The organism is Aquisalinus flavus (genome assembly GCF_014640095.1).
GTDB lineage: Bacteria > Pseudomonadota > Alphaproteobacteria > Caulobacterales > Parvularculaceae > Aquisalinus > Aquisalinus flavus.
In genome coordinates this window covers 3000108-3022671 of the sequence record NZ_BMGH01000001.1, presented here as the reverse complement: position 1 = coordinate 3022671, position 22564 = coordinate 3000108, and the positions used below count along the sequence as shown (strand labels likewise).

21 protein-coding genes are annotated in these 22564 nt (G+C 62.9%); 12 read left to right on the top strand and 9 right to left on the bottom strand.

Annotated elements, in window-relative coordinates; translation table 11 throughout:
* Window positions 1–23: 23 nt before the first annotated feature.
* Both IEV88_RS13945 and IEV88_RS13940 read right to left on the bottom strand, forming a co-directional pair.
* Window positions 24–719: a pyrimidine 5'-nucleotidase gene (locus tag IEV88_RS13945; RefSeq protein ID WP_188157856.1), complete on the bottom strand. Its 696-nt coding sequence runs from the start codon at window positions 717–719 to the stop codon at window positions 24–26.
* Window positions 712–1755 carry a DUF1036 domain-containing protein gene (locus IEV88_RS13940; protein ID WP_188157857.1) on the bottom strand — a complete coding sequence of 348 codons (1044 nt, stop codon included), beginning with the start codon at window positions 1753–1755 and terminating at the stop codon, window positions 712–714. The genes IEV88_RS13945 and IEV88_RS13940 overlap by 8 nt, the downstream gene beginning before the upstream one ends.
* Window positions 1756–2102: 347 nt before the next feature.
* Here IEV88_RS13940 and IEV88_RS13935 point away from each other — a divergent pair, with 347 nt between their 5' ends.
* The 8 genes from IEV88_RS13935 (at window position 2103) to IEV88_RS13900 (ending at window position 8872) form a co-directional block, all read left to right on the top strand.
* A complete protein-coding gene (locus IEV88_RS13935; RefSeq protein WP_188157858.1) occupies window positions 2103–4295 on the top strand; it encodes a primosomal protein N' in 2193 nt (730 codons plus the stop codon).
* Between the two features lie 107 nt (window positions 4296–4402).
* Window positions 4403–4573, top strand: coding sequence for a DUF1328 domain-containing protein (locus IEV88_RS13930; RefSeq protein WP_188157859.1), 171 nt, complete (start codon window positions 4403–4405; stop codon window positions 4571–4573).
* Window positions 4574–4818: 245 nt separating this feature from the next.
* On the top strand, window positions 4819–5577 hold the full coding sequence (locus IEV88_RS13925; protein ID WP_188157860.1) for a class I SAM-dependent DNA methyltransferase: 759 nt from the start codon (window positions 4819–4821) through the stop codon (window positions 5575–5577).
* Window positions 5578–5679: 102 nt separating this feature from the next.
* Window positions 5680–5844: a YqaE/Pmp3 family membrane protein gene (locus IEV88_RS13920; RefSeq protein ID WP_188157861.1), complete on the top strand. Its 165-nt coding sequence runs from the start codon at window positions 5680–5682 to the stop codon at window positions 5842–5844.
* Window positions 5837–6238, top strand: coding sequence for a DUF4112 domain-containing protein (locus IEV88_RS13915; protein ID WP_188157862.1), 402 nt, complete (start codon window positions 5837–5839; stop codon window positions 6236–6238). The genes IEV88_RS13920 and IEV88_RS13915 overlap by 8 nt, the downstream gene beginning before the upstream one ends.
* A 48-nt stretch (window positions 6239–6286) precedes the next feature.
* Complete coding sequence (gene dapE / locus IEV88_RS13910; RefSeq protein WP_188157863.1) at window positions 6287–7477, top strand: succinyl-diaminopimelate desuccinylase; 1191 nt, start codon at window positions 6287–6289, stop codon at window positions 7475–7477.
* Window positions 7474–8133 carry a hypothetical protein gene (locus tag IEV88_RS13905; RefSeq protein WP_188157864.1) on the top strand — a complete coding sequence of 220 codons (660 nt, stop codon included), beginning with the start codon at window positions 7474–7476 and terminating at the stop codon, window positions 8131–8133. The genes dapE and IEV88_RS13905 overlap by 4 nt, the downstream gene beginning before the upstream one ends.
* A gap of 211 nt (window positions 8134–8344) precedes the next feature.
* Window positions 8345–8872 (top strand): hypothetical protein, encoded by a 528-nt coding sequence (locus tag IEV88_RS13900; protein ID WP_188157865.1) that lies wholly within the window; start codon window positions 8345–8347, stop codon window positions 8870–8872.
* Between the two features lie 106 nt (window positions 8873–8978).
* Here IEV88_RS13900 and truA read toward each other — a convergent pair whose 3' ends face one another.
* The 3 genes from truA to def all read right to left on the bottom strand — a co-directional run bounded on the left by truA (window position 8979) and on the right by def (window position 11267).
* Entirely contained in the window at window positions 8979–9716 is a 738-nt protein-coding gene (gene truA / locus IEV88_RS13895; RefSeq protein ID WP_188157866.1) for a tRNA pseudouridine(38-40) synthase TruA, read from the bottom strand.
* Window positions 9717–9719: 3 nt separating this feature from the next.
* Window positions 9720–10667, bottom strand: a complete 948-nt coding sequence (gene fmt / locus IEV88_RS13890) for a methionyl-tRNA formyltransferase (protein WP_188157867.1) — start codon at window positions 10665–10667, stop codon at window positions 9720–9722.
* An 81-nt stretch (window positions 10668–10748) separates the two neighbouring features.
* Window positions 10749–11267, bottom strand: a complete 519-nt coding sequence (gene def, locus IEV88_RS13885) for a peptide deformylase (RefSeq protein ID WP_188157868.1) — start codon at window positions 11265–11267, stop codon at window positions 10749–10751.
* Between the two features lie 313 nt (window positions 11268–11580).
* Here def and rmuC point away from each other — a divergent pair, with 313 nt between their 5' ends.
* Window positions 11581–13569: a DNA recombination protein RmuC gene (gene rmuC, locus IEV88_RS13880; protein WP_188157869.1), complete on the top strand. Its 1989-nt coding sequence runs from the start codon at window positions 11581–11583 to the stop codon at window positions 13567–13569.
* A 16-nt stretch (window positions 13570–13585) separates the two neighbouring features.
* On the opposite strand, the gene IEV88_RS13875 is transcribed toward rmuC, so the two are convergent.
* Both IEV88_RS13875 and IEV88_RS13870 read right to left on the bottom strand, forming a co-directional pair.
* Window positions 13586–15076, bottom strand: coding sequence for a DNA recombination protein RmuC (locus tag IEV88_RS13875; RefSeq protein WP_188157870.1), 1491 nt, complete (start codon window positions 15074–15076; stop codon window positions 13586–13588).
* Between the two features lie 129 nt (window positions 15077–15205).
* Window positions 15206–16282: a glycosyltransferase family 2 protein gene (locus tag IEV88_RS13870; RefSeq protein ID WP_188157871.1), complete on the bottom strand. Its 1077-nt coding sequence runs from the start codon at window positions 16280–16282 to the stop codon at window positions 15206–15208.
* Between the two features lie 89 nt (window positions 16283–16371).
* On the opposite strand from IEV88_RS13870, the gene IEV88_RS13865 reads away from it, so the two are divergent.
* Window positions 16372–17607, top strand: a complete 1236-nt coding sequence (locus tag IEV88_RS13865) for a glycosyltransferase family 87 protein (RefSeq protein WP_188157872.1) — start codon at window positions 16372–16374, stop codon at window positions 17605–17607.
* A complete protein-coding gene (locus IEV88_RS13860) occupies window positions 17594–18832 on the top strand; it encodes a glycosyltransferase family 87 protein (RefSeq protein ID WP_188157873.1) in 1239 nt (412 codons plus the stop codon). Before IEV88_RS13865 ends, IEV88_RS13860 begins: the two co-directional genes overlap by 14 nt.
* Here IEV88_RS13860 and IEV88_RS13855 read toward each other — a convergent pair.
* Window positions 18792–19850, bottom strand: a complete 1059-nt coding sequence (locus tag IEV88_RS13855; protein ID WP_188157874.1) for a Rieske 2Fe-2S domain-containing protein — start codon at window positions 19848–19850, stop codon at window positions 18792–18794. The two genes, IEV88_RS13860 and IEV88_RS13855, sit on opposite strands and share 41 nt — an antisense overlap.
* A gap of 69 nt (window positions 19851–19919) precedes the next feature.
* Complete coding sequence (lepA, locus tag IEV88_RS13850) at window positions 19920–21725, bottom strand: translation elongation factor 4 (protein WP_188157875.1); 1806 nt, start codon at window positions 21723–21725, stop codon at window positions 19920–19922.
* 189 nt (window positions 21726–21914) lie between these two features.
* On the opposite strand from lepA, the gene IEV88_RS13845 reads away from it, so the two are divergent.
* A complete protein-coding gene (locus IEV88_RS13845; RefSeq protein ID WP_188157876.1) occupies window positions 21915–22505 on the top strand; it encodes a hypothetical protein in 591 nt (196 codons plus the stop codon).
* Window positions 22506–22564 lie beyond the last annotated feature (59 nt).

The window sequence follows — 22564 nt, the reverse complement described above, 5'->3', positions numbered from 1 at the left end:
CGTCCTCTTGATCTTTGACTGTCTCAGGCGGCGGTTTTGAGGCCGGTGAGGAAAGAGGTCAAGTCGGCAGTGACGTGATGGACGTGATCAAAGGTCTCGCCGGGGCGTGACGGGCGCTTGTCCGCCGGCTCATCGGCCATCCAGTCGGCATCGGACTGGACGAGAACGGTGGTCTTGCCGAGCGCATGGGCAGCGACGAGATTCTGGGGCAGGTCCTCGAACATCGCCGCGCGCGACGGCGTGATGCCGAAGCGGCGATTGAACGCCGTGTAGGTGTCTTCATGCGGCTTGGGCAGATAGTCCGCCGCCTCGATATCGAAGATATCATCGAACAGGTCGAGAACGCCGATCTTGCCGGCGACATTCTCGGCATGGCGCACCGAGCCATTGGTGAAGATGTAGCGCTTGCCCGGCAGGGCGGAGATCGCCGTGCGCAGACCCTCGTTCCGCGGCACGACGCTGACGTCGATGTCGTGGACATAATCGAGAAAGTCGCGCGGCGGCATGTCATGCTCCTTCATCAGGCCAGACAGGGTCGTGCCGTAGACAGAGTAATAATGCTTCTGGATCTTGCGGGCGCTCGCCTCGTCCAGGGACAGGCGGGCCTGGATGAACTCGGACATGCGCCGGTCGATCTGGCTGAAAAGATGGCAGTGGGCCGGGTAGAGCGTGTTGTCGAGATCGAAGACCCAGGTGTCGATATGGGTGAAATCAGTCATTCAGCGTTTCGCCGGAATTTCCGGATGTGGTGGCGATTTCCTTGTTGAACTGCTCCGGCGCGAAGCGGAAGGTGGCGGATTTTTCCGACCCGATGGAAACCTTGCGGAACGCGGCCTCGACGAAGCCATTGTCGGCGCAGTCGATTCCGTCCTCGGCCTCGAACTGGACGTCGGAAACGCAGAACGGTTTCTCGCCGCCGGTGATCGGCACATCCTCGTCGCCGATATCCATCATGCCATAGACATAATAATGGTCGGAGGTGAGCTCGCCGCGAATGACCTTGGCACATTCGGAGCCCTCGAGCCGCCACCAGCCGGCGGAGCTGTAACTGCCCTCGCTCGCAGGTTTGGCAATCGCCGCCCAGACGGGCAGCTGGGTGGAGTTGCAGAAGAAGAAACCGACCTTGGCATCGCGCTCGTTCGCCTCGGCGATCAGCTGGTCGATCAGCGCATCGTCATAGACGCCGGAATCGCCCATGCCGCGATCCTGGCGGTATTCGCGCAGCACGGTCTGGGTCGTGCGGCCAAGCGCGCCGTCGATCGTCTTGATGCCATAGCCGACATCCTGCAGCAGGCGCTGCACGCCCGCGACCTCGGCCTTGTAGACATTGTAGTTGGATTCCTCGACGAATTCGGTGCGGTAGGAGCCGTCATTGTCCGCCGGCACATCGACGGCGAAGAAATCGCGCTGGCGGCGCGGATCGCCGGCGCAGACATCCTGGTCGCGCAGGGTGAAGAGGCTCTCATTCTCGACGCACAGCGCCGTGTCGCCGGACCAGGCGCGCAGCGGGCCGCGATGGCCGGGGATCGCCTCGCCATAGACGAAATAGCGGCCCGGCTCGATCGCCTCCGTCATCACCACCTTGCACTGGCCGGCGCGCAGCCGCCACCAGCCGCGGGTGAACATGCGGCCTTCATCGACATAGCCGATCGCCGCCGAGAGGGCATAGGAGGTCTTGTTGCAGAAGGAATATTCGGCGCGGGCACCGGAGGACAGGCCGAACCCGGCAAGGGTGCAGACCATGATCGCTGACATTATGGCGATATGCTTAATCATTTTTATGTTTCGCTGCGCCTGCCGCTGTGACTGTTTCCGGAACCGTCGGTGACCCCTAGATCACACGGATCAGCCCCTTGAGGCAAGAAATTATGTGATCCCTTAACAGCCGCCTGCCCGTTTTTGCCCTGCCCCTGCCGCGACAGAATGGACCGGGCGCGAGCGCTGGACAAGTTACAGACGGTCAAGGCGGGGCAAGAACCGGTCGTGACGTAGCCCCCCTGTCGCCAATGCCGTGTGTTGCCGATGCCGTGTGTTGCCAAGGGGACGCCGCGCCCTGTATCTGTCGTCGCCTGATGAGTGCCGAACCAGCCGCCCTTCCCGGAATGGAACAGCCCGCCCCGCGTCTTGTGCGCGTGCTGGTGCCGCTGCCGCTTGCCGGACCCTATACCTATGCCGCACCTGACGAGCTGGGCCTTGCCGCCGGGGATTATGTCACCGTGCCGCTGGGCCCGCGCCATGTGCGCGGTGTCGTCTGGCCGGGGGAGGTCGATGGCGCGATCGACCTGAAGAAGATCAAGCCGGTGCTGGAACGCCTCGACGCGCCGCGCCTGTCGGTCGAGGTGATGAATTTCGTCGACTGGGTCTCCGCCTATACGCTGTTTCCGCAGGGCGCGGTGCTGCGCATGGTGATGCGCTCCGGCGCGCAGCTCGACCCGCCGCGGCCGCAGACGGGCTATCTCGCCGCAGCGGCGATCCCTGCCGGCGTGAGGATGACGCCACAGCGCGAAAAGGTGCTGGAGGCCGTCCGTGGGCTGAATTTCCCGGCAACACCGGCAGAGATCGCCCGGCGCGCCGGCGTCTCCGACGGCGTGGTGCGCGCGCTCGCCGATGCCGGGGCGCTCGAGAAGATCGAGTCCGACCCCGACGCGCCGTTCGATCCGCCGAACCTCGGCCGGCGCGGCAAGACCCTGTCGCCTGAACAGGCCGATGCCGCGGCCACGATCCGGCGCCATATCGAGCGCCGTGAATATGCCTGCACGCTGATCGACGGGGTGACGGGGTCGGGCAAGACCGAGGTCTATCTGGAAGCCGCCGCCGCCGCGCTGAAACAGGACCCGGGCGCGCAGGTGCTGGTGATGCTGCCGGAAATCGCGCTGACCCTGCCCTTCCTGAAACGGCTGGAGGAGCGTTTCGCTGCCGCGCCAGCGCCATGGCATTCGGATCTCGGCCAGGCGGGCCGGCGCCGGACATGGCGACGGGTCGCCGATGGCTCCGCCCGGCTGGTGGTCGGGGCGCGCTCGGCGCTGTTCCTCCCGTTCAGCAATCTGAAGCTGATCATCGTCGATGAGGAGCATGACCCGGCCTACAAGCAGCAGGACGGGGTGTTGTACCAGGCCCGCGACATGGCGATCCTGCGCGCCGCCCATGGCGGGTTTCCGATCGTGCTCGCCTCGGCGACGCCGTCGCTGGAAACGGCGGTGAATGCGCAGGGCGGGCGGTATGAGACGGTGCAGCTGCCATCCCGCTTCGGTGGCGCGACCATGCCCGATATCCGCCTGATCGACATGCGCGAGACCCCGCCGGCGAAACAGGAATGGCTCTCGCCGGTGCTGATCGGCGCGGTGAACGAGACGCTGGCGCGCGGCGAACAGGCGATGCTGTTCCTCAACCGGCGCGGCTATGCCCCGCTGACCATCTGCCGCAAATGCGGTGAGCGGATGACGGCGCCCGACAGTGACACCTGGCTGGTCGAGCATCGCTTTTCGAACCGGCTCGTCTGTCACCATACCGGCTATTCGATCCCCCGGCCCGACACCTGCCCCCATTGCGGCGCGCATGATTCCCTTGCCCCCTGCGGACCGGGCGTGGAACGCATCGCCGAGGAGGCGGCGCGGCTGTGGCCGGACAGGGAGATCGCGATCTTTTCATCCGATACGGTGATCAACCCGGCGGCGGGACAGGAGCTGCTCGGCCGGATGAGAGAGGGTATGATCGACATTCTCGTGGCGACGCAAGTGGCCGCCAAGGGTCACCATTTCCCCAATCTCACCCTGGTCGGTGTCGTCGACGCCGATCTTGGCCTGGTCGGCGGTGATTTGCGCGCCGGCGAGCGGACCTGGCAATTGCTGTCGCAGGTGATCGGCCGGGCGGGGCGCGAGGAAAAGCCGGGGCGCGCCCTGTTGCAGAGTTACCAGCCGGACCATCCGGTCATTGCCGGGCTTGCCTCCGGGGATCGCGACGCCTTCATGGAGGCAGAACGCGACGGCCGGGAGATGCTCGGCTTCCCGCCCTTCGGCCGGCTTGCCGCGCTGATCCTGTCCGGCGAGAACGAGGGCCATGTCAACAGTGCCGCGCGCATGCTGGCGGCGCAGGTGCCGCACGGCCAGGGGATCGAGGTCTGGGGGCCGGCGCCCGCGCCGCTCTACCGCCTGCGCGGATCATACCGTATACGCTTCCTGATCAAGGCAGCGCGGGACGTGTCGATCCAGAATTTCCTCCGGGCATGGTTAACGGATGTTAAAATCCATTCCTCGGTCCGGCGCACGGTCGACATCGACCCCTACTCCTTCATGTAAGCGCAATTGCGGCCCGCGAGGTAATTTCCGGAAATTACGGAACGATGTGGCTTTTCAGCGCATTAGGCAGGCATCGATACGCTCAAAGCTAAAAGGAGGATATTTCCATGCTGAGATGGGCCATTATCTTTTTCGTCATTGCACTGATTGCTGCTGTGTTCGGGTTTGGCGGCATTGCCGGTGCGGCATCGGGCATTGCGCAGATCCTGTTCTTCGTTTTCCTCGTCCTGCTGCTCGTATCCGTCGTGATGCACTTGCTGCGCGGCCGCGGAGTCTGACCGGCCACGGCCTACTGACTATTTTTTCAACGCCATGGAACTTTTTCCATGGCGTTGTTATTATTGGCATTTCAGGATCATCGAAACAATTACGCGGGATTCTGCCGACAGGCCTTGCCACAAAGTGTGACAAACCTGCTTGCTTGCGCTATATCCCTGCCATGCGAAAATTGAGTGCATGATCAACGTGGTCATGGCTTGTAATGTCGATGCGGATAAACTGTCCGTATCGGGAGAGGACAGATATGTTAAAGCGCCACCGTATCCAGTTCCCGCCGGAGAACAGCACAAGGCTCGCCCAGAGTGAAGTCATCTTTCACCTCGTCGAAAACGACAAGCGCCACCAGCTGCGCTTCCATGATTACGACGAACTCTACAAGCGGCCCGGCCTGTATGAGCAGGTTTTCTACGAGCGCCTGCAGTGCAATTCCCCGGTCAAGGTCGCCGAAATTCTGGAAGATACCCTCACCGCCAATGCCGAAGACATGTTCGGCCTGCGCGTGCTCGATCTCGGCGCCGGCAATGGCATCATGGGCGAGGAACTGAAGAAGCACGGCGTGTCCCGTCTCGTCGGCGCTGACATCATCCCCGAGGCGCGCGACGCCGCCTGGCGCGACCGGCCATCGGTCTATGATGACTACGTCGTTGCCGATTTCTCCGACCTGACCGGCGCCCAGCGCGAGGAGCTGGAGAGCTGGCGCTTCAACGCGCTGACCGTGGTCGCCGCGCTCGGCTTTGCCGATATCCCGGTGGAAGCCTTCGTGCCCGCCATGAACCTGGTCGAGGATCGCGGCTGGGTCGCCTTCAACATCAAGGAAACCTTCCTGCAGGAAAGCGACGATTCCGGCTTTTCGAGCTTTATTCGCAAGCTGATCTTTTCGGAATATCTGGAAGTGCACCATCTAGAGCGCTATCGCCACCGCCTGTCGATGGAAGGCGAGCCGCTCTACTACTATGCGATGGTCGCCCGCAAGATGAAGGACGTGCCGGACAGTCTCGACTGATGCAGCAGGGAGGCAGGAGTCCGGCAGGGAACTTGCGCCCGCCCCATCCGTTTCCCATATCGACATTGCCCACATGCGGGCGCAAAACGAGAAGGAAATATCATGGGCGACGTCCTGCGCATCATCCTTGCGATCATCCTGCCGCCGGTTGGCGTCTTCTTCCAGGTCGGCTTCGGCCTGCACTTCTGGATCAACATCGTGCTGACGCTGCTCGGCTATATTCCCGGCATCATCCATGCCATCTGGATCATCGCGCGCAATGATTGACCTGTCCGGCACGCCCGATACGGACACGATCAGCCCTGAGGCCACCTATCGGGGCGACGACGACAAAAAGCGCCGGCTGGAGCGGCTCGAAAAGCTCGCGACCCTGCTCGATGCGCAATTCGTCATTCCCGGTACGGGCGTACGCTTCGGCCTCGATTCCCTGATCGGCCTGATCCCCGGCATCGGCGATACGGCGACGGGCATTGTGTCGCTGTGGATCGTCTGGCAGGGCGTCCGGCTCGGGGTCGGGCCGGGCACGGTCATCCGGATGCTGGTCAATGTGCTGATCGACACCGTGATCGGCAGTATCCCGCTGCTGGGCGATATCTTCGACGTCGCCTTCAAGGCGAACCTTGCCAATATCCGCCTGATCCAGCGCCACGCCGGGGTGTGATCGCCTGAACAGTTGCCTAAGAGCGCGCCGCATATCATAAGCACTGTCATGAGTTCACAACCCATTTCCCTATCGGCCCAGTCGGACCCGGTGGCCCTCGCCGCCGAACTGATCCGCTGTCCGTCGGTGACCCCGGCCGAAGGCGGCGCGATCGACCTGATCCAGCGCTGGCTGGAGCCGCTCGGCTTTGCCTGCGAGCGCCTGACCTTTGCCGATGAAGGCCTGCCGCCGGTCGACAACCTCTATGCCCGTCTCGGCACCGGCGCGCCGCATTTCTGCTTTGCCGGCCACACCGATGTCGTGCCGGCGGGATCGGAGGCGGCATGGTCCGTGCCGCCCTTCCAGCCCGCCGTCGTCGATGGCATGCTGACCGGACGCGGCGCAGCCGACATGAAGGGCGCGATCGCGGCATTCCTCGCCGCTCTGGCGCGGTTCACCGAGAACGGCAAGCCTGCCGGATCGATCAGCCTGCTGATCACCGGCGATGAAGAAGGCATGGCGATCAACGGCACGCGCAAGCTGGTTAAATGGCTGCAGGAAAACGGCGAGACGATCGACCACTGCATCGTCGGCGAACCGTCCAATCCCGAAATAATGGGCGACATGATCAAGGTCGGCCGCCGCGGCAGCTTCAACGCACAACTGACGGTAAGCGGCATCCAGGGCCATGTCGCCTATCCCCACCACGCCGACAATCCGGTGCCCAAACTCACCGCCCTTCTCGCCGCGCTGACCGGCGAGCCGCTGGACGATGGCTATGAGCGGTTCCAGCCATCCAACCTGGAAGTGACCGCCCTGGCGACGCCGCCATTGGCCGAAAATGTCATCCCGGGCGAGGCGGGCGCGCGGTTCAATGTGCGCTTCAACCCGAACTGGACCGGGGCAAGTCTCGAAGCGCATCTTCGCGACAGGCTCGAAGAGGCGGCTGCGGCCCATGATGGCGGTATCGACTGGACGCTGTCGGCCCGCACCTCGGGCGAGGCCTTCCTGACCACCGATACGGCCTATACGGACCTTCTGGCCGATTGCGTCGAGCAGCACACCGGGCGCAGGCCGGAACTGTCGACCAGCGGCGGCACGTCCGATGCGCGCTTTATCAAGGATATCGCGCCGGTCGCGGAATTCGGCCTCGTCGGCGCGACCATGCACAAGATCAACGAGCAGGTCGCGACCGGCGACATCCATCTGCTGACAGCGATCTATCACACCATCCTCACACGGTATTTCGACGCGTCATGATCACGCCAGCCTATATCGGGTCGCAGTTCCGCGCCGTCCTCGCCATGGCCCGGAACAACCCGCTCTGGCGCGAGAGGCTCGATGCCGGGGCGGACGGATTCTATCGCTCCTTATGGGCCGTCCTGCTCGGCCTGCCGGTGGCGGCGCTGATCCTCTATCTGTCACTGCTGCTGATCCTCGAAATCCCCGACTTTGCTGCCGAGATGACCCTCGCCCTGCCATTGCCCTTGCTGATGGTCGTGCAGATGCTCACCGTCGCCGCCATACGCGTCGCGCTGATCGCCATGCTGATCGTGCTGTCGCGCTCGCTGAACAAGGAACGCGGGATGAGCCCGCTGGTCGTCGCCTATAACTGGGGCGAGCTGATGACCCAATTGCTGCTCGCCCTGACCTTGATCCTTATCCTGCTGACGCCGTCGCCGGCGAGCTTTGCCGGGCTGTTGCTCGGCGTGACGATCTTCATGTTCTATATCCGCTGGGGCGTGCTGCGCCGGGCGCTCGACATCAATATCGTCCAGACGATCTCGATCCTCGTCATGCTGTCACTGATCGGTTTCCTGGTCAGTATCGTCGTGACCGGCGTGCTGCGCGGGTTCATCGGGCTTTTCATGCCGCTCGACATGGTGCCGGTCGATGTCTATTTCGCCCGGGATTGAACCATTCCGGCGTCAAGCCCATTTCGGCAATTGCAAGATTTAGTTTTCGTCATCCGCTCAAAACTTTCTTTGCATGGCTCATGGCGGGACAGTATGATGTCGCCAACTTGATCGAGAGTCCCGCAAAGAGGGCTGTTTTGCTCCGACTTTGAACACAAACCCGCCTTGTTGCTGTGGGATCAGGGACATCAGATAACCGGAAGGATATTCCATGAAGAAGTCAGTATTTGGCGCAGCACTCGCTGCAGGGGCCTCCTTCTTGCTGGCCGGCACCGCCGGTGCCCAGCAGGACGGCCAGACGCCACCGCCCGCAAAATTCACCGCCCAGCAAGCCGCCAGCTGCGCGGCGACGTTTGACTGGATGCTCGAATTCGTCGACCTCGACCAGGCCACCGGCATGTCGGAGCAGGACATCAAGCGCTTCTACATGGAGACGGACATTGCCGCGGCGATGTGGACCTATGAGCTTTATGCCGCCATGGATGGCAAGACCGACGACGAACTGAAAGCCGCCTATATCGCCGGCGCCGAGTCGCTGTTGGAAAGCTTCCCCGAGGATGACACCGAGGAAGCCGGCCAACAGGTCGTCAACACCGTGATGGCCAAGGCAGAGGAATGCGGCACGACGATTGCCCAGGCCTATCCGGACGGCAACCACCCGGTCATCCAGCAGATGATGGCGCAGGCCGCCGCTGCCCAGCAGCAACAGCAGCAGCAGGAAGCTCCAGCCGCTGAATAAGGCCCTGAACCCGTCTTTTCGGGTCTGACATGTTTATCTCGAGAGAACCCGGATCGGACGATCCGGGTTTTTCCGTATACGGGTTACATCGCCACCGCCCCCGGGGTCAGTAATCGGCCTTGACGAAATAGAGCCCGCAGGCCGGGGCGACAGGCCCGCAGGCCGTCCGGTCGGCTGCAGCAAGGGCACTCGCGACATCCTCGGCCGACCATTTCCCAGCGCCGACGCGTTCGAGCGTTCCGGCAAAAGAGCGGACCTGGTTATGCAGGAAGGACCGGGCATGGCAGGTCAGGTGGACTTCACCGCCGACCCGGGTGACGGCAATATCCTCCAGCGTCTTGACCGGGCTGTCCGCCTGGCAATTTGCCGAGCGGAAGGTGGTGAAATCGTGCTTGCCTTTCAGCAGCAGGGCCGCGGCGTTCATTGCCTCGACATCAAGGATGAAGGGCCTGCGCCAGACGCGATCGCGATCGAGCGACAGGGGCGCCCGGCGCTCGACGAAACGGTAGCGGTAATGGCGCCGGATACAGGAAAAGCGGGCGTGAAACCCCTCCTCTGCCAGCGACGCCTCCAGCACTGCGACGGGATGCGGCCGCAGGTGAAAATTGAGCGCATCGCGCACGGTGTCCGCCGGCATGGCGCGATCGAGATCGATATGGGCCTCCATGCCCAGCGCATGGACGCCTGAATCCGTGCGCCCCGCCGCAGCGACAGGGGCGCGCTGGCCGGACAGCCTCTCGCCTGCCACCTCCAATACAGCTTGTACGGATGGTCCATTTTCCTGACGCTGCCAGCCGGCGAAGGGCGTGCCGTCATATTCGAGCGTCAGGCGATAGCGCGGCATGACTCAGGCGAGCCTCATGCCAGGCTTGAGCGGAAATCCGCGCAGGAAGTCCTGCGCGCTCTGGACGCCCTTGCCGGCCCGCTGCAGGCTGGAAAAGGCAATGGCACCCGCGCCGCAGGCAACGACAAGGCGCTCACCGGTCGCGAGGATCTCCCCCGGGGCACCGTCCCCGTCAACCACGGCACTCATCAGCGCCTTGCAGCGAACCATCTGTGTACTGTCTGACCTGTTGATATCGGTTGCCTCGAACCAGGCACCGGGCACGGGCGAAAGACCGCGTACATGCCAGTCGATCTCCTGCGCCGGGCGCGACCAGTCGATACGCGCTTCCTCGGCGGTGATCTTCGCTGCATAGGTCACGCCATCCCCAGGCTGGGGCGTCGCTTCGAGGCTGCCGCGGTCGAGCGCGGCAAGCGCCCTGGGCACCATGTCGGCCCCGATCTGGGACAGCCGGTCATGCAGCGCGCCGGCGGTATCGCTTGCGCCGATCTCAACGGTCTCGGACAGCAGCACCGGGCCGGTATCGAGCCCTGCCTCCATCTGCATCACCTGGACGCCGGTGACGGCATCGCCTGCCATGATCGCCCGCTGGATCGGTGCCGCCCCGCGCCAGCGCGGCAGCAGCGAGGCGTGCAGATTGATACAGCCGAGCCGGGGCGCGGTGAGGATTGCCCTTGGCAGGATCAGCCCATAGGCGACAACCACGGCGAGGTCGGCATCGAGATCGGCAAAGGCCTGTTTCTCGTCGTCGCCCTTCAGGCTTACCGGGTGGCGAACCGTCAGGCCGTGGCTTTCGGCGAAGTCCTGTACCGGTGACGGGCGCACTTGCTGGCCGCGACCGGCCGGGCGCGGCGGCTGGCAGTAGACGGCGGCAATGTCGTGCCCGGCAGCGATCAGCTCGCCCAGCGCCGGCACCGAATAGGCCGGGGTTCCCATGAAAACGATCCGCATGATCCAGGTTTCCCCTCCGCCGCGGGGGCGTGTTGGTGAAGATTAAAAAAAATTAAACAGTGTAGCCAAAGCGCCTCACTGTCATTCCGCCGCGGCGAGTCTCTGCTCTTTCCTGAGCTTCTTGAGGATGCGTTCCCGCTTAAGGCGAGACAGATGATCGATGAAGAGAACGCCTTCGAGGTGGTCCATCTCGTGCTGGATACAGACCGCCAGCAAGCCCTCAGCCTCCAGAATCTGCTCGTTGCCGTCATAGTCGAGATACTTCACCGTGCACTGGGCGGGGCGTTCGACCTCATCGTAGTAATCGGGAACGGACAGGCAGCCTTCCTCGTAAGGCTTTGTATCTTCTGATGGATTCAGGATTTCTGGGTTGACGAAATAGCGCGGCTGCGGCGCCTCGTCCTCGCCGGCAAGGTCCATGACGATGACGCGTTTGGGCACGCCGACCTGAATCGCGGCAAGGCCGATGCCCGGCGCGTCATACATCGTCTCGAGCATGTCATCCATGAGCGCGCGCAGCGCGTCATCCACCCGTTCCACGGGTTTCGACACCTCGCGCAGACGCGGGTCAGGGGCTGTCAGAATAGGTCTCACTGTCATGACTTTCACCTAGGCTCTGACTTGATATTCGTCAATAAGGCGTGAATTCTGCATTGCCTTTTGAGTTCACAGGGTCGAGACCTCGCCAAGCAGGGTCCTTTGTTCTATGGATATCAAGCATATAGGCGCTGGGTAAGGGATGAGCCACGGGATGTTTTTCACACAGGCCCTGAAGCTGACGGACACGTCTGGCAGTTTTCTTGCAGGTATTATCCTGTTTTTGGAAAACACGGTCGATGAAGAAAAGGCTGCGTATGAACAGGCTATGCAAGCGACGCAGGCGGTTGATGCGGTGGCGTCGGGGGAAAGCGGAATGACGACTTGGGTGATAATAGGCGCCGTCGTGCTGATGGTTGTCATGCTGGCGGCGGTTTATGTCATGGGCCGGCGCAACCGCCAGCGCCTGGCCGAGGAAGAATCCGCCGAGAACCCGCTATTCGAGGACCAGTATGCCGTTTCCGACGACGATATCGTGATCGAAACCCAGCCTGGCAGCGGGTTTGAGGAGATCACCGATGACGACGAGGATGAACACGGGCCGGAACCGGACCTGGAAGAGCCCGTTCTTCAAGAGATCAAGGACGAGCCAGAGCCAGAGCAACCCGACTCTGTCGCAGATAATGAAAATGTCATCCCGCTCATGAAAAAGTCAGAACAAGCCCCGGCCGATGCCGTCGGCCACCACGTCGAGAGCGATTATGACGCCGGCGCGGAAGCCGTGCGTTATGCCTTTGCCGCCCGCCAGAAAGGCCCGATGAGCTTTTCCAAGGCGCCGGAAGAGAAGAAGCGCGAGACTGCCCGCCAGGACCCGCCGATGGAGTCCGCCCCGGCACAGGCGTCCGCCAATGACGGCGATCTGCCGCAGAGTGAAAAGGCCGCCGAACAGCCCGCCGCCATGGCCCCGTCCCGCGAAGAGCCGCATGAGGCGCCGCGCGAGGAGCAGGCCGGCGAAATGCGGTTCATGCCGGCAAGCGAAAGCCGCTCCTATCGCGAGCGGAACGAGGATCACGACAGCGATTACCGCCCCCGCTCCTATATCGCGCCGACGGTGCTGCGCGAGGATTTCAGCCGGCTGGAGCGTCTCCAGGGCGAGCGCCTCGACATCCTGCGCGACGAGATCAGCCGCCAGATCTCGTCGATGAAGGCCGACCAGAACAACCGCTTCGACATCGTCGTCGACGCGCTCGACCGCAAGCTGACCAAGCTGACCGAAATCCGCTTCGAGGCGCCGGCCGAGGGCGAGGGCTCGACGATTGCGCCGATGCTGAACGAATTCACCCGCCAGGTGAACATGCTGCAGTCGACGCTGGAAAACCAGGGACAGCGCATCCGCGCGATCACGCAGATCCTCGACGACCGTCTCGGCACCGTCTCCCATGTCTATGGCGAGGTACGCAATATCGGCGACCGCATCGACCAGTTCACCGCCCGCCTGAGCGAGATGGAAAAGTCAATTTCGGAAAACACCCGCATCGACATGATGTCGGATGTTCAGCTGTCGGACGTTATCCGCTCGTCGCTGCCGCCTGACAATTACGAGTTCAAGCCGCTATTGTCGAACAATCACCGTGCCGATTGCATCATCCGCCTGCCGCATGCGCCGGGCACGATCGTCGTCGACACGAAATTCCCGCTCGATGCCTATAATGCCCTGCCCTCGCGCGACGAGGTCCAGCGCGACATGCACCAGGCCCGCGGGGCGGAGGATTCGTTCCGCCGTGCGGTGCTGCGCCACATCATCGACGTCGCAGAGCGCTTCATCATCCCGGGCGAAACGGCGGATTCCGCGCTGATGTTCGTGCCGACGGAGTCTATCTACACGACGCTGCATGCCCGCTTCCCCGACCTGATCCGCGATTCCTTCCGCGCCCGTGTCTGGATCGTCTCGCCCTCGACCCTGATGGGCACGCTGCAGACGCTCAAGGGCGTGTTGCGCGACGCCCGCGCCGGCGAGGATGCCAGCCGCAAGGCCCGCGAGGAGGAAACCCTGCGCGAGGAAATGGAAGAGCTGCGAAACCGCGCCTCGACCCTGGCCCGCAATTTCGAGACGACCCAGTCGGAATTGCGTGCCATTCTTGAAGCAACGGACAAGGTATTCTCCCGCCAGCCGAAGAAGAACGGGAATGGCAACGGAAACGGCAATGGCTCCGGCAGCAACGGGAACCACCGCCGCGATTATCTCGTCAACGAGCTGTATGACCGCAAGTCGGAATGGCCTGGCCGTGAAAAGCCCCGCGACGACGAAAAGCGCTCATCGTCCCTGTACGAAGAATTTTCCCGCCGTCCCGACCCGCTGAGATAAGACGGCGAGCAGACCACTAATCCCGGCTCTCGTCCTCGCCGTCGAAATCAAGCAGCATGTCGCGATTGGCCGCCAGCTGACGCACCGACTGTTCGACCTGTTCGATTTCCTCGATCGGCATCTGCGCGCCCTGCATCTCCAGTTCGGTGAATTTGCGCGCCTTGGGCATGACCCGGCCCTCTATCGTCGCAACCGTGTCATTGTATTTCTTGACCGTCTGCGCGAGCGACTTGCCCAGCTGGTTCAGCCGGTTGCCCATGGTCTGCATCGCCTTGTACAGATCGCTTGCCAGCGCCGCGACCTCCTCGGCATTTTCCGTCGCCTTTTCCTGGCGCCAGCCATAGGCGATCGACTTCATGATCGCGATCAGGGTCGTCGGCGTGGCGATCAGGATCTTGCGATCGAACGCCTCCTGGAACAGGTTCGGACGCATTTCCATGGCGGCAGCGAAGAAATGCTCGCCCGGCAGGAACATGATGACGAAATCGAGCGAATGCTCCTTGCGCAGAGCTTCGGCATAATCCTTGGCCGACAGCGTCCTGACATGGGTCCAGATTTCATCGGCGTGCTTTGACAGATACAGCTTGCGCTGGGTCTCGTCGGTCTGCTCGGACGCTTCGATATAGGAGTTGAGGGACACCTTGGAGTCGACGGCAATGACGCGGGCGCCGGGCAGGCTCACGACCATGTCCGGCAGCTTGGTCTTGCCTTCGTCCTGCAGGTAACGCTGCTCGGTGAAATCGACATAGGACGACATGCCCATCATCTCGACGAGATTACGCAGCGTCTGCTCGCCCCAATTGCCCCGCGTCTTGGAGCCGGAGCGCAGCGCCGTCGCCAGTTTCGAGGCCTCTGACTTGATCTCGCCCGCAGAAGACGCGAGCACCCTGATATGGTTCGACAGCTCGCCCTGCGCCGTTGCCGTGTGCTGACGAAGTTCCTTCAGCCCGTCCTCATAGCGCAGCAGGCTTTCCTTCATCGGGCGGACCAGGTCATCGACGGCCTTGCGCTTTTCTTCGGCCTCGGCCTTGGTCGCTTCCTGGTGGCGCTCGAAGGTCTCGTTGGCGCGCTTGAGGAAGGTTTCGTGCGTCTCGCTGAGCATGGACGAGGCGATGGAGCGAAAATCATTCTCCATACGGACTTTCATGTCCTGCATGGCGCGCTCCTTCTCCCTGAGCATGTCCTGCATCGCCTTTTCGCGCTCGGCGATCTGGGCCTCCATCGAGGCGCGCTCGATACGCAGCTGCGAGGCGGAAGCCTTCTCATGCTCCAGCGCGTCCTTCAGCCCGTCGAATTCCTCCAGCCGCGATGCGGCGCGGGCAAGCTCGCGTTCGACCTCGTTGACCCGGGCCGATGCCTTGCTGCCACGCAGCCAGGCGAGGATGGCACCGATAAGGAACAGGATGGCGACGGCCCAGCCGGCAAGGCTGAGCACGTCCGGTCCCGTCGCGGTGCCGGCAGGGATGAAAATGGTTGAGAAAGTCAGGAAAGCGGCATGATGGTTCATGCCTTGTTCTCTAGACCGATTCGGCCCCAAGCTTCCGGGCAAGTGGCCGCGCGTTGCGCGGCACCTCAGGGTAAGGAGATTATGTTACAATCCTCATGCTGAGGTGCCCGAAGGGCCACGAAGCACCTCTTACCCGGCCATGCGCTCGCCGTCATCCGGATCGTGAAAGGTGGTCGATGTGCGCACCGGCTTTTCCGCCGGGGCAGTACCGGCAGCGACCATTTCCGACGCCAGTACGGCATTGGCAAAATAAAGCGGCCGCGCCTTGGTCTCGTTGAAGATGCGCCCGACATATTCGCCGAGAATGCCGAGAAAGGCCAGCTGCACACCGCCAAGGAACAGCATGACGGTGATCAGCGTCGGGAAGCCCGCGACCGGATCGCCATACAGGATCGCCTTGCCCATGTAGAATATGCCAGCGACAATCGCGCCGAAGGCAATGGTGAAGCCGAGATAGGACGAGATTTTCAACGGCGCCGTGGTGAAGGAAGTGATCCCCTCCAGCGACAGATTCCACAGCTTCCAGTAATTCCACTTCGTCGCGCCCGCAGCGCGCGGGTCGCGATCATAGAGCACCGCCTTGGCCGGGAAGCCGACCCAGGCGAAGACGCCCTTCATGAAGCGATGCCGCTCGCGCAGCTGACACACCGCATCGACGGCCTTGCGGCTCATCAGGCGGAAATCGCCGGTATTCTCCGGCAGGCGCACCGCGCCGAGACGGCTCATCAGCTTGTAGAACGCCCCGGCGGTCGCTTTCTTGACCAGCCCCTCGCCATGGCGCAGGCGGCGCTTGGCATAGACGACGTCATAGCCCTCGCGCCAGCCGGCGATCAACTCGCCGATCAGCTCCGGCGGGTCCTGAAGGTCGGCGTCGATGACGACGACGGCATCGCCGGCTGCCGCATCGAGGCCCGCTGTCAGCGCGATCTCCTTGCCGAAATTGCGCGACAGGTCGACGATGGTGGTGTTGGGGTGACGCTCGCGGATCTTGTGCATCAGGTCGAGCGTGCCATCGCTCGAGCCGTCATTGACCAGCACCACCTCGAACGCCTGACCGATCTCGTTCATTGCCTTGCGCACCCGCCGGTGAAAGGCGGGGAGCACTTCGACCTCGTTATAGGCGGGACAGACGATGGACAACAGCGCCGGACGGTCGCTGTCGCGCGGGACCGGGACGGGCTGTGCGGATGGTTTTTGTTCAAACATGGTTAATCACTCTTAAGCATTTCCTGACGCACCCGGATGATTGACCGGGATAAGCCTTTGTTCATCATGTTCCGATAAAAACCCTAAAGATGTATTCACGGATCAGGAACATTCCCGCCCCCGAGGGCACGCTGGTTGCGACACCGCAACGCGTCTTTCTCGTCAGTCTCGTCATGCTGGCGGTGTCCTACGCCGTCTATGCGCAGGCGATCATGACATCGGACCAGCTTAACCTGCCGCAGGGCCCGCCCGTGGGCGGCGATTTCGTCGCCTTCTGGGGATCGGCCCGCGCGGTGATGGACGGGATGGCGGCGGATATCTATCAGCCTGCGGCCTATGAGGCCTATCTGATGGACAATGCCATGCCGCGCGAGCGCTTCGGCCTGACATGGCAATATCCGCCTACATATTATTTCTTCATCCTGCCGCTGGCCCTGCTGCCCTTCATGCCCGGCTATGTCCTGTGGACCGGCGGGACGTTCGCGATGTTCCTCGCAACCATGCGCGGCAGTCTGAAACTGCCCTGGACGGGCGTGTTGCTGATCGCGGCGATCCCGGTCTGTTTCAACGCCGTCATCACCGGCCAGAACGGGTTTCTCACCGCGACATTGCTTGTGGTCGCCGCAGCCATGCCGGACAAGCGGCCGATCCTTGCAGGGATCTGCGCCGGTCTGCTGACCTTCAAGCCTCAGTTGGGCGTGCTCTTGCCCTTCGCCTATCTCGCCGCCGGGTGCTGGCGCGCCTTCTTCACCGCGGGTATCACGGCGGTGCTGCTTTTTGCCGCCTCTGTCGGCGCGTTCGGGTGGGAGACCTGGGAAGCGTTCTTCCACGGCCTTGCCGGTGTCGGCGATGGCGTTTCGCGCTCGATCTATCCGCTGCAGAAAATGCCGACCGTCTTTGCCGCGCTCGCCAAGTCCGGCGTGCCGCGCGAAGCCGCGATGGCGCTGCAGCTCGTCTCGCTGATTGCGGCTGTCGGCCTCGTCTCGTGGACCTGGCGGCGCATCAGGGACAGTGAGATGCGCGCGGCAATCCTGTGCGCCTGCGTCTTTCTGTGTACGCCCTATGCCTATTATTACGAGATGACGATTCTCGTCTTCCCGGCGGTCGTGCTGGTGCGCCGGGCGATGCAATCCGGGCTGATGCGGCTGGAGGAAGCAGGGCTGATCGCCCTGTGGGCGCTGCCGATCTTCCTGCCCGGCCTGTCGAAATATGCTGGCGCCCAGCTGTGGCTGGCGACGGTGCTGATCCTGCTGGCGCTGCTCATTCGCCGCGCCCTGCCAGAGCTGATGCCGGAGCCGAGGCAGACCGGCAATGTCGCAGCCTGACACCTCCCTCACGGACCGGCTCTGGGCGCTGACCAGCGACGCGGGCCGATTGCGCCGGGTCTCCATCGTGCTGGCGCTGTTGTTCGCCGCGATCCTCGCCGCCGATACGCTGCTCGCCGATGGCAGCGTCAACATGCGCGGCGAGCATCTGGGCGGCGATTTCCTTGCCTTTCACACAGCAGGGGAGATGGTGCTGGAGGGCCGCGCCGTCGATGCCTGGGACGCCGCGCGTTTCGAAGCGGCACTGCAAGAGAGAGAGCCTGCCATCGAATGGTATGGCCTGACATGGCAATATCCGCCTGCGGCCTATTTCCTCGTCACGCCGTTTGCACTGCTACCCTACAAGGTCGCCTATTGGGCCTGGATGCTGGCGGGGCTTGCCGTCTTCTGGGGCTGTTTCCGGGCCGCCTTCGGGGACAGAATCGAAGGCAAGGCCGCGCCGCTGCTGATCCTCGCCTCGCCGATCATTCTCGTCACGCTGGTACAGGGCCAGAACACGCTGTTTTTCGGCGGCATGCTGATGATCGCTGCCGCCCTGCCCGGCCGTCGGCCTGTGCTGGCTGGGCTTGCCGCCGCGGTGCTGACGATCAAGCCGCAGCTCGGCCTGCTCATCCCGGTCGCCTATCTTTTCGGCGGTCACTGGAAAGCGTTCGGTTGTGCCGCCACCTTCTCGCTCGCCCTGTCCGGCCTTGCAACACTTGCCTTCGGGATCGAGAGCTGGAGCGCCTTTGCCGGCGCTGTCAGCCGTGTCGAGGCCGACATGGCCGGCGGCGGGTCGCTTTATCCGTTCAACCGCATCATCAGCCCCTATGGTGCATTGGGCGCCCTCGGCGTGCCCCATGGCATTGCGCTGTCCGTTCATATGCTGACGGTGCTGGCCCTTGCGGCCCTCGTCGCGCTCGCCTGGCGCAGCACCGCGCCGATGCAGGCGAAAGCCGCGCTGCTGATCCCGGCGACGCTGCTGTGCTCGCCTTATGCCTATTATTACGAGATGGTGCCGATGCTGTTCTCCATCGCCGTCATGATCTCGATGACCGGCATACGGAATCTGAACGCGCCGGAGCGCTGGTGGCTGATGCTGAGCTGGCCACTGGTTCTCTACCTGCCCCTGGTGCAGGGCGCCGTGCCGGTGCAGTTCGGCTTTGTCATCACGGCGAGCCTCGTCGCTCTGATCGCCATACGGCTCAAGTCCGCCAGCGCAGCTGCGCCGGCTCCAGCGTATTGACGAAATCGCGGCCCTGCTCGCGTGCTTCCGTCCATTCCCGCTTCAGCTTCAGATACCATTTGGCGAGCATGTCCGGATCGTCGACATACATCATCGCCGGCTGTTCGCGCTCGATATTCTCCGCCTGCTGAGAAAGGATTTTGCCGTCCTGGCTCAGGAAGGTGCGTGCCAGCGGCATGAAGAACGGCCTGGCGATGGTTAGCAGCGCCATGTCCCACCAGACCAGATGGTTGATGACGCTCTCGCCGTCTTTCGTCGGCGTGATCGCGGTGAAGGACAGGATGGTGTGCTTTTCGTTGCGGATCGTCTCATAGCGCAGGCCGGGCAATTCGAACTCGATCTCCGTGGTCGGATTGCCGCCGATGATGCGATAGGCGCGGCCATTCTTTGACGGCGGATGCGCCTTCATGCGGAAGCCGCGCGCCGTCGGCTCATAGTCCTTGACCTTCTCGCTCGCCTCGGCCGGGTTGCGCCAGAACCATTGCTGGTGAACGAAGGGCGTGTGCGCCGGATCGACGAGGCCGATCACCGCCTCATCGTAAGGCCCTTTCGCCGGCACGGTGACGACCATTTTCGGCGCATCGCCGACGGCGGTTGCCAGCTGCGGCGGTGCGATCACCGGCGCGCCGTCGAAGCGCTTCAGGTCAGCGGGCATGTAGATCCAGACCGTGCCCTTTTCCTCATGCAGCGGGAAACGCGCGGTCTTCATGTTCGACACGGGGAAAGTGCTCGTCTCCGACAGGGCCGGGATTTTCGCGCAGACGCCGTCGGACGTCTTCATGCGCCAGCCATGATAGGGGCATTCCAGCGCGGTCTCGCCGCCCTCCTCCACCTGCCGCCCGGCGGACAGGGGCGCGGCGCGGTGCGGGCAGACATCGCGCAGGGCGAAGACACTGCCCTTCGCATCGCGGCCGATCACCACCGGCACGCCGCAATAGAAGCGCCGCTCCATCTTGCCGGGCTTCAGCTCGGCGGACAGGCACGCGAAGTACCAGATATCTTTCAGCAAATCGGTCATGACACAGGCTTACAGCGCCCTTTAGCGGGCCGCAAGACAAGGCGCGAGACGGGCGAAACAGGCCGAGGCCTACTCGTCCATCTTCAGCGCCTTGATGAAGGCTTCCTGCGGGATGTCGACCCGGCCGAACTGGCGCATCTTCTTCTTGCCCGCCTTCTGCTTGTCGAGCAGCTTGCGCTTGCGGCTGGCGTCGCCGCCATAGCATTTCGCGGTCACGTCCTTGCGCATGGCGGCGATGGTCTCGCGCGCGATGACGCGCCCGCCGATCGCGGCCTGGACCGGGATCTTGAACAGATGGCGCGGGATCAGGTCCTTCAGCTTCTCGCACATGGAGCGGCCACGGGCCTCCGCCTTGTCGCGGTGAACGATGATCGACAGCGCATCGACCGGCTCGTCATTGACGAGGATCTGCATCTTGACGAGATTGTCCGTGCGGTAACCGATGATCTGGTAATCGAAGCTGGCATAGCCCTTGGTGATCGACTTCAGCCGGTCATAGAAATCGAACACGACCTCGTTCAGCGGCAATTCATAGACGACCATGGCGCGCGCGCCGGCATAGGTCAGGTCCTGCTGGATACCGCGCCGGTCCTCGCACAGTTTCAGCACGCCGCCGAGGAACTCGTCCGGCACCAGGATCGTCGCCTTGATCCACGGCTCCTCGAGGTGATCGATCTTGACCGGATCCGGCATGTCGGCGGGGTTGTGCAGCTCCTTCATCGTGCCGTCGGTCAGGTGCATGTGATAGACGACGGACGGCGCCGTGGTGATCAGGTCGATATTGAATTCGCGCTCGATCCGTTCGCGGATGATTTCCAGATGCAGCAGGCCGAGAAAGCCGCAGCGGAAGCCGAAGCCGAGCGCGGCGGAGGTTTCCATCTCGTATTCGAAGCTGGCATCGTTGAGGCGCAGCTTGCCGATGGCGTCGCGCAGATCCTCGAACTCGGATGAGTCGACGGGGAACAGGCCGCAGAACACGACCGGCTGGGACGGACGGAAGCCGGGCAGCGGTTCTGCTGCCGGGCGGCGATCCTCGGTGACCGTGTCGCCCACGCGGGTATCGGCCACTTCCTTGATCGAGGCGGTGAGATAGCCGATCTCGCCCGGGCCCAGAACCTCGGCATTGGTGCGTTTCGGATTGAACGTGCCGATCTGGTCGACCGTATAGGCAACGCCCGCCCGCATCATGCGGATCTTCATGCCTTTTTTCAGCTGACCGTCGATGATCCGCACCAGGACGACGACGCCGAGATAGGAATCATACCATGAATCGACCAGCATCGCCTTGAGCGGCGCCTTCAATTCGCCGACAGGCGGCGGCAGCCGCGTGACGATCGCCTCGAGCACCTTGTCGATACCGAGACCGGATTTGGCCGAGATCTCCACCGCGTCGGAGGCGTCGAGCCCGATCACATCCTCGATCTGTTCCTTGACGCGGTCGACATCGGCGGCCGGCAGGTCGATCTTGTTGAGCACCGGCACGATCTCGTGGTTGACCTCGATCGCCTGATAGACGTTCGCGAGCGTTTGCGCCTCGACACCCTGCGAAGCGTCGACGACCAGCAGCGAGCCTTCGCAGGCGGCGAGCGAGCGGTTGACCTCATAGGCAAAGTCGACATGGCCCGGCGTGTCGATCAGGTTGAGCGTGTATTCATGGCCGTCCCGGGCGGTATATTTCAGCCGCACGGTCTGCGCCTTGATGGTGATGCCACGCTCTTTTTCCAGATCCATATTGTCGAGCACCTGCTCGGACATTTCACGGTCGCTCAACCCGCCGGTGACCTGGATCAGCCGGTCGGCCAGTGTCGACTTGCCGTGGTCGATATGCGCCACGATGGAGAAATTACGGATACGGGACTGGTCAAGAATGCTCATAGAGGCAAGGCTATAGCGGCCTTGGCCCGTTCCCACAATCGCCATTATTGCCGCGCCCGAGGGGCGGCAAGGGGCACCTCCAGCCATTGCAACGGGGTAGATTGCGAGGGGAAGCTGTTATTGCTAACATTGACGCGAGGGACGCCGCAAAGAGCAAGATGTCCCCGGGGAAACAACAGGAGGGACAAGATGCGTTTTTTCCGTACTCTATCTGCACTTCTGGCTGCCGGCATGATGTCGGTCGCCGGCATAGCCGCGTCGGCCCAGGTCGAGGGCGAGGACGAAGCCTCGATCAACGAAGCCTTTGCCGCGATCATGGCCTCGATGCCACGCGATGGTGACCTGATCATGGTGCCCTGGGCCAGTGCGCTCGGCACCAATGGCGTCGAGTCGGCCGACCTGATCGACGACCTGGACGTGCCGGGGCACAAGGCCCTGCGCGTCACCGCGACGAAGAAGGCCAATAACTGGGATGCAAACGTCATCTCCCCGATCGGGCCGGCCGTGGAGAAAGGCGACCTTCTCGTCGTCGTCTATTACGCCAAGCTCGTCGAGGGCGATGCGCAGCTGCCCTACAATGTCGTGCAGATGAACGATGCGCCGTATACGTCGGTCATCCAGTCAAGCGACACGCTGAACGATGAATGGAATGTCTACATCATCCAGGGCAAGGCCGCGAAAGCCTATGGCCAGAACACGCTGAACCTGCAATTCCATCTCGGCAATGCCGACCATACTGTCGATTTCGGCCCGGTCTTCATGTTGAATCTCGGCAAGTAGGCCACACGGAGCGTATAGTAAAAAGCCCGGCTCATGGCCGGGCTCTTTACGCTCAGGGA

Coding starts and splice junctions, on each gene's coding strand:
- IEV88_RS13945 (WP_188157856.1), bottom strand. CDS start 719: ATGACTGATTTCACCCATATCGACACCTGGGTCTTCGATCTCGACAAC.
- IEV88_RS13940 (WP_188157857.1), bottom strand. CDS start 1,755: ATGTCAGCGATCATGGTCTGCACCCTTGCCGGGTTCGGCCTGTCCTCC.
- IEV88_RS13935 (WP_188157858.1), top strand. CDS start 2,103: ATGGAACAGCCCGCCCCGCGTCTTGTGCGCGTGCTGGTGCCGCTGCCG.
- IEV88_RS13930 (WP_188157859.1), top strand. CDS start 4,403: ATGCTGAGATGGGCCATTATCTTTTTCGTCATTGCACTGATTGCTGCT.
- IEV88_RS13925 (WP_188157860.1), top strand. CDS start 4,819: ATGTTAAAGCGCCACCGTATCCAGTTCCCGCCGGAGAACAGCACAAGG.
- IEV88_RS13920 (WP_188157861.1), top strand. CDS start 5,680: ATGGGCGACGTCCTGCGCATCATCCTTGCGATCATCCTGCCGCCGGTT.
- IEV88_RS13915 (WP_188157862.1), top strand. CDS start 5,837: ATGATTGACCTGTCCGGCACGCCCGATACGGACACGATCAGCCCTGAG.
- dapE (WP_188157863.1), top strand. CDS start 6,287: ATGAGTTCACAACCCATTTCCCTATCGGCCCAGTCGGACCCGGTGGCC.
- IEV88_RS13905 (WP_188157864.1), top strand. CDS start 7,474: ATGATCACGCCAGCCTATATCGGGTCGCAGTTCCGCGCCGTCCTCGCC.
- IEV88_RS13900 (WP_188157865.1), top strand. CDS start 8,345: ATGAAGAAGTCAGTATTTGGCGCAGCACTCGCTGCAGGGGCCTCCTTC.
- truA (WP_188157866.1), bottom strand. CDS start 9,716: ATGCCGCGCTATCGCCTGACGCTCGAATATGACGGCACGCCCTTCGCC.
- fmt (WP_188157867.1), bottom strand. CDS start 10,667: ATGCGGATCGTTTTCATGGGAACCCCGGCCTATTCGGTGCCGGCGCTG.
- def (WP_188157868.1), bottom strand. CDS start 11,267: ATGACAGTGAGACCTATTCTGACAGCCCCTGACCCGCGTCTGCGCGAG.
- rmuC (WP_188157869.1), top strand. CDS start 11,581: ATGACGACTTGGGTGATAATAGGCGCCGTCGTGCTGATGGTTGTCATG.
- IEV88_RS13875 (WP_188157870.1), bottom strand. CDS start 15,076: ATGAACCATCATGCCGCTTTCCTGACTTTCTCAACCATTTTCATCCCT.
- IEV88_RS13870 (WP_188157871.1), bottom strand. CDS start 16,282: ATGTTTGAACAAAAACCATCCGCACAGCCCGTCCCGGTCCCGCGCGAC.
- IEV88_RS13865 (WP_188157872.1), top strand. CDS start 16,372: ATGTATTCACGGATCAGGAACATTCCCGCCCCCGAGGGCACGCTGGTT.
- IEV88_RS13860 (WP_188157873.1), top strand. CDS start 17,594: ATGTCGCAGCCTGACACCTCCCTCACGGACCGGCTCTGGGCGCTGACC.
- IEV88_RS13855 (WP_188157874.1), bottom strand. CDS start 19,850: ATGACCGATTTGCTGAAAGATATCTGGTACTTCGCGTGCCTGTCCGCC.
- lepA (WP_188157875.1), bottom strand. CDS start 21,725: ATGAGCATTCTTGACCAGTCCCGTATCCGTAATTTCTCCATCGTGGCG.
- IEV88_RS13845 (WP_188157876.1), top strand. CDS start 21,915: ATGCGTTTTTTCCGTACTCTATCTGCACTTCTGGCTGCCGGCATGATG.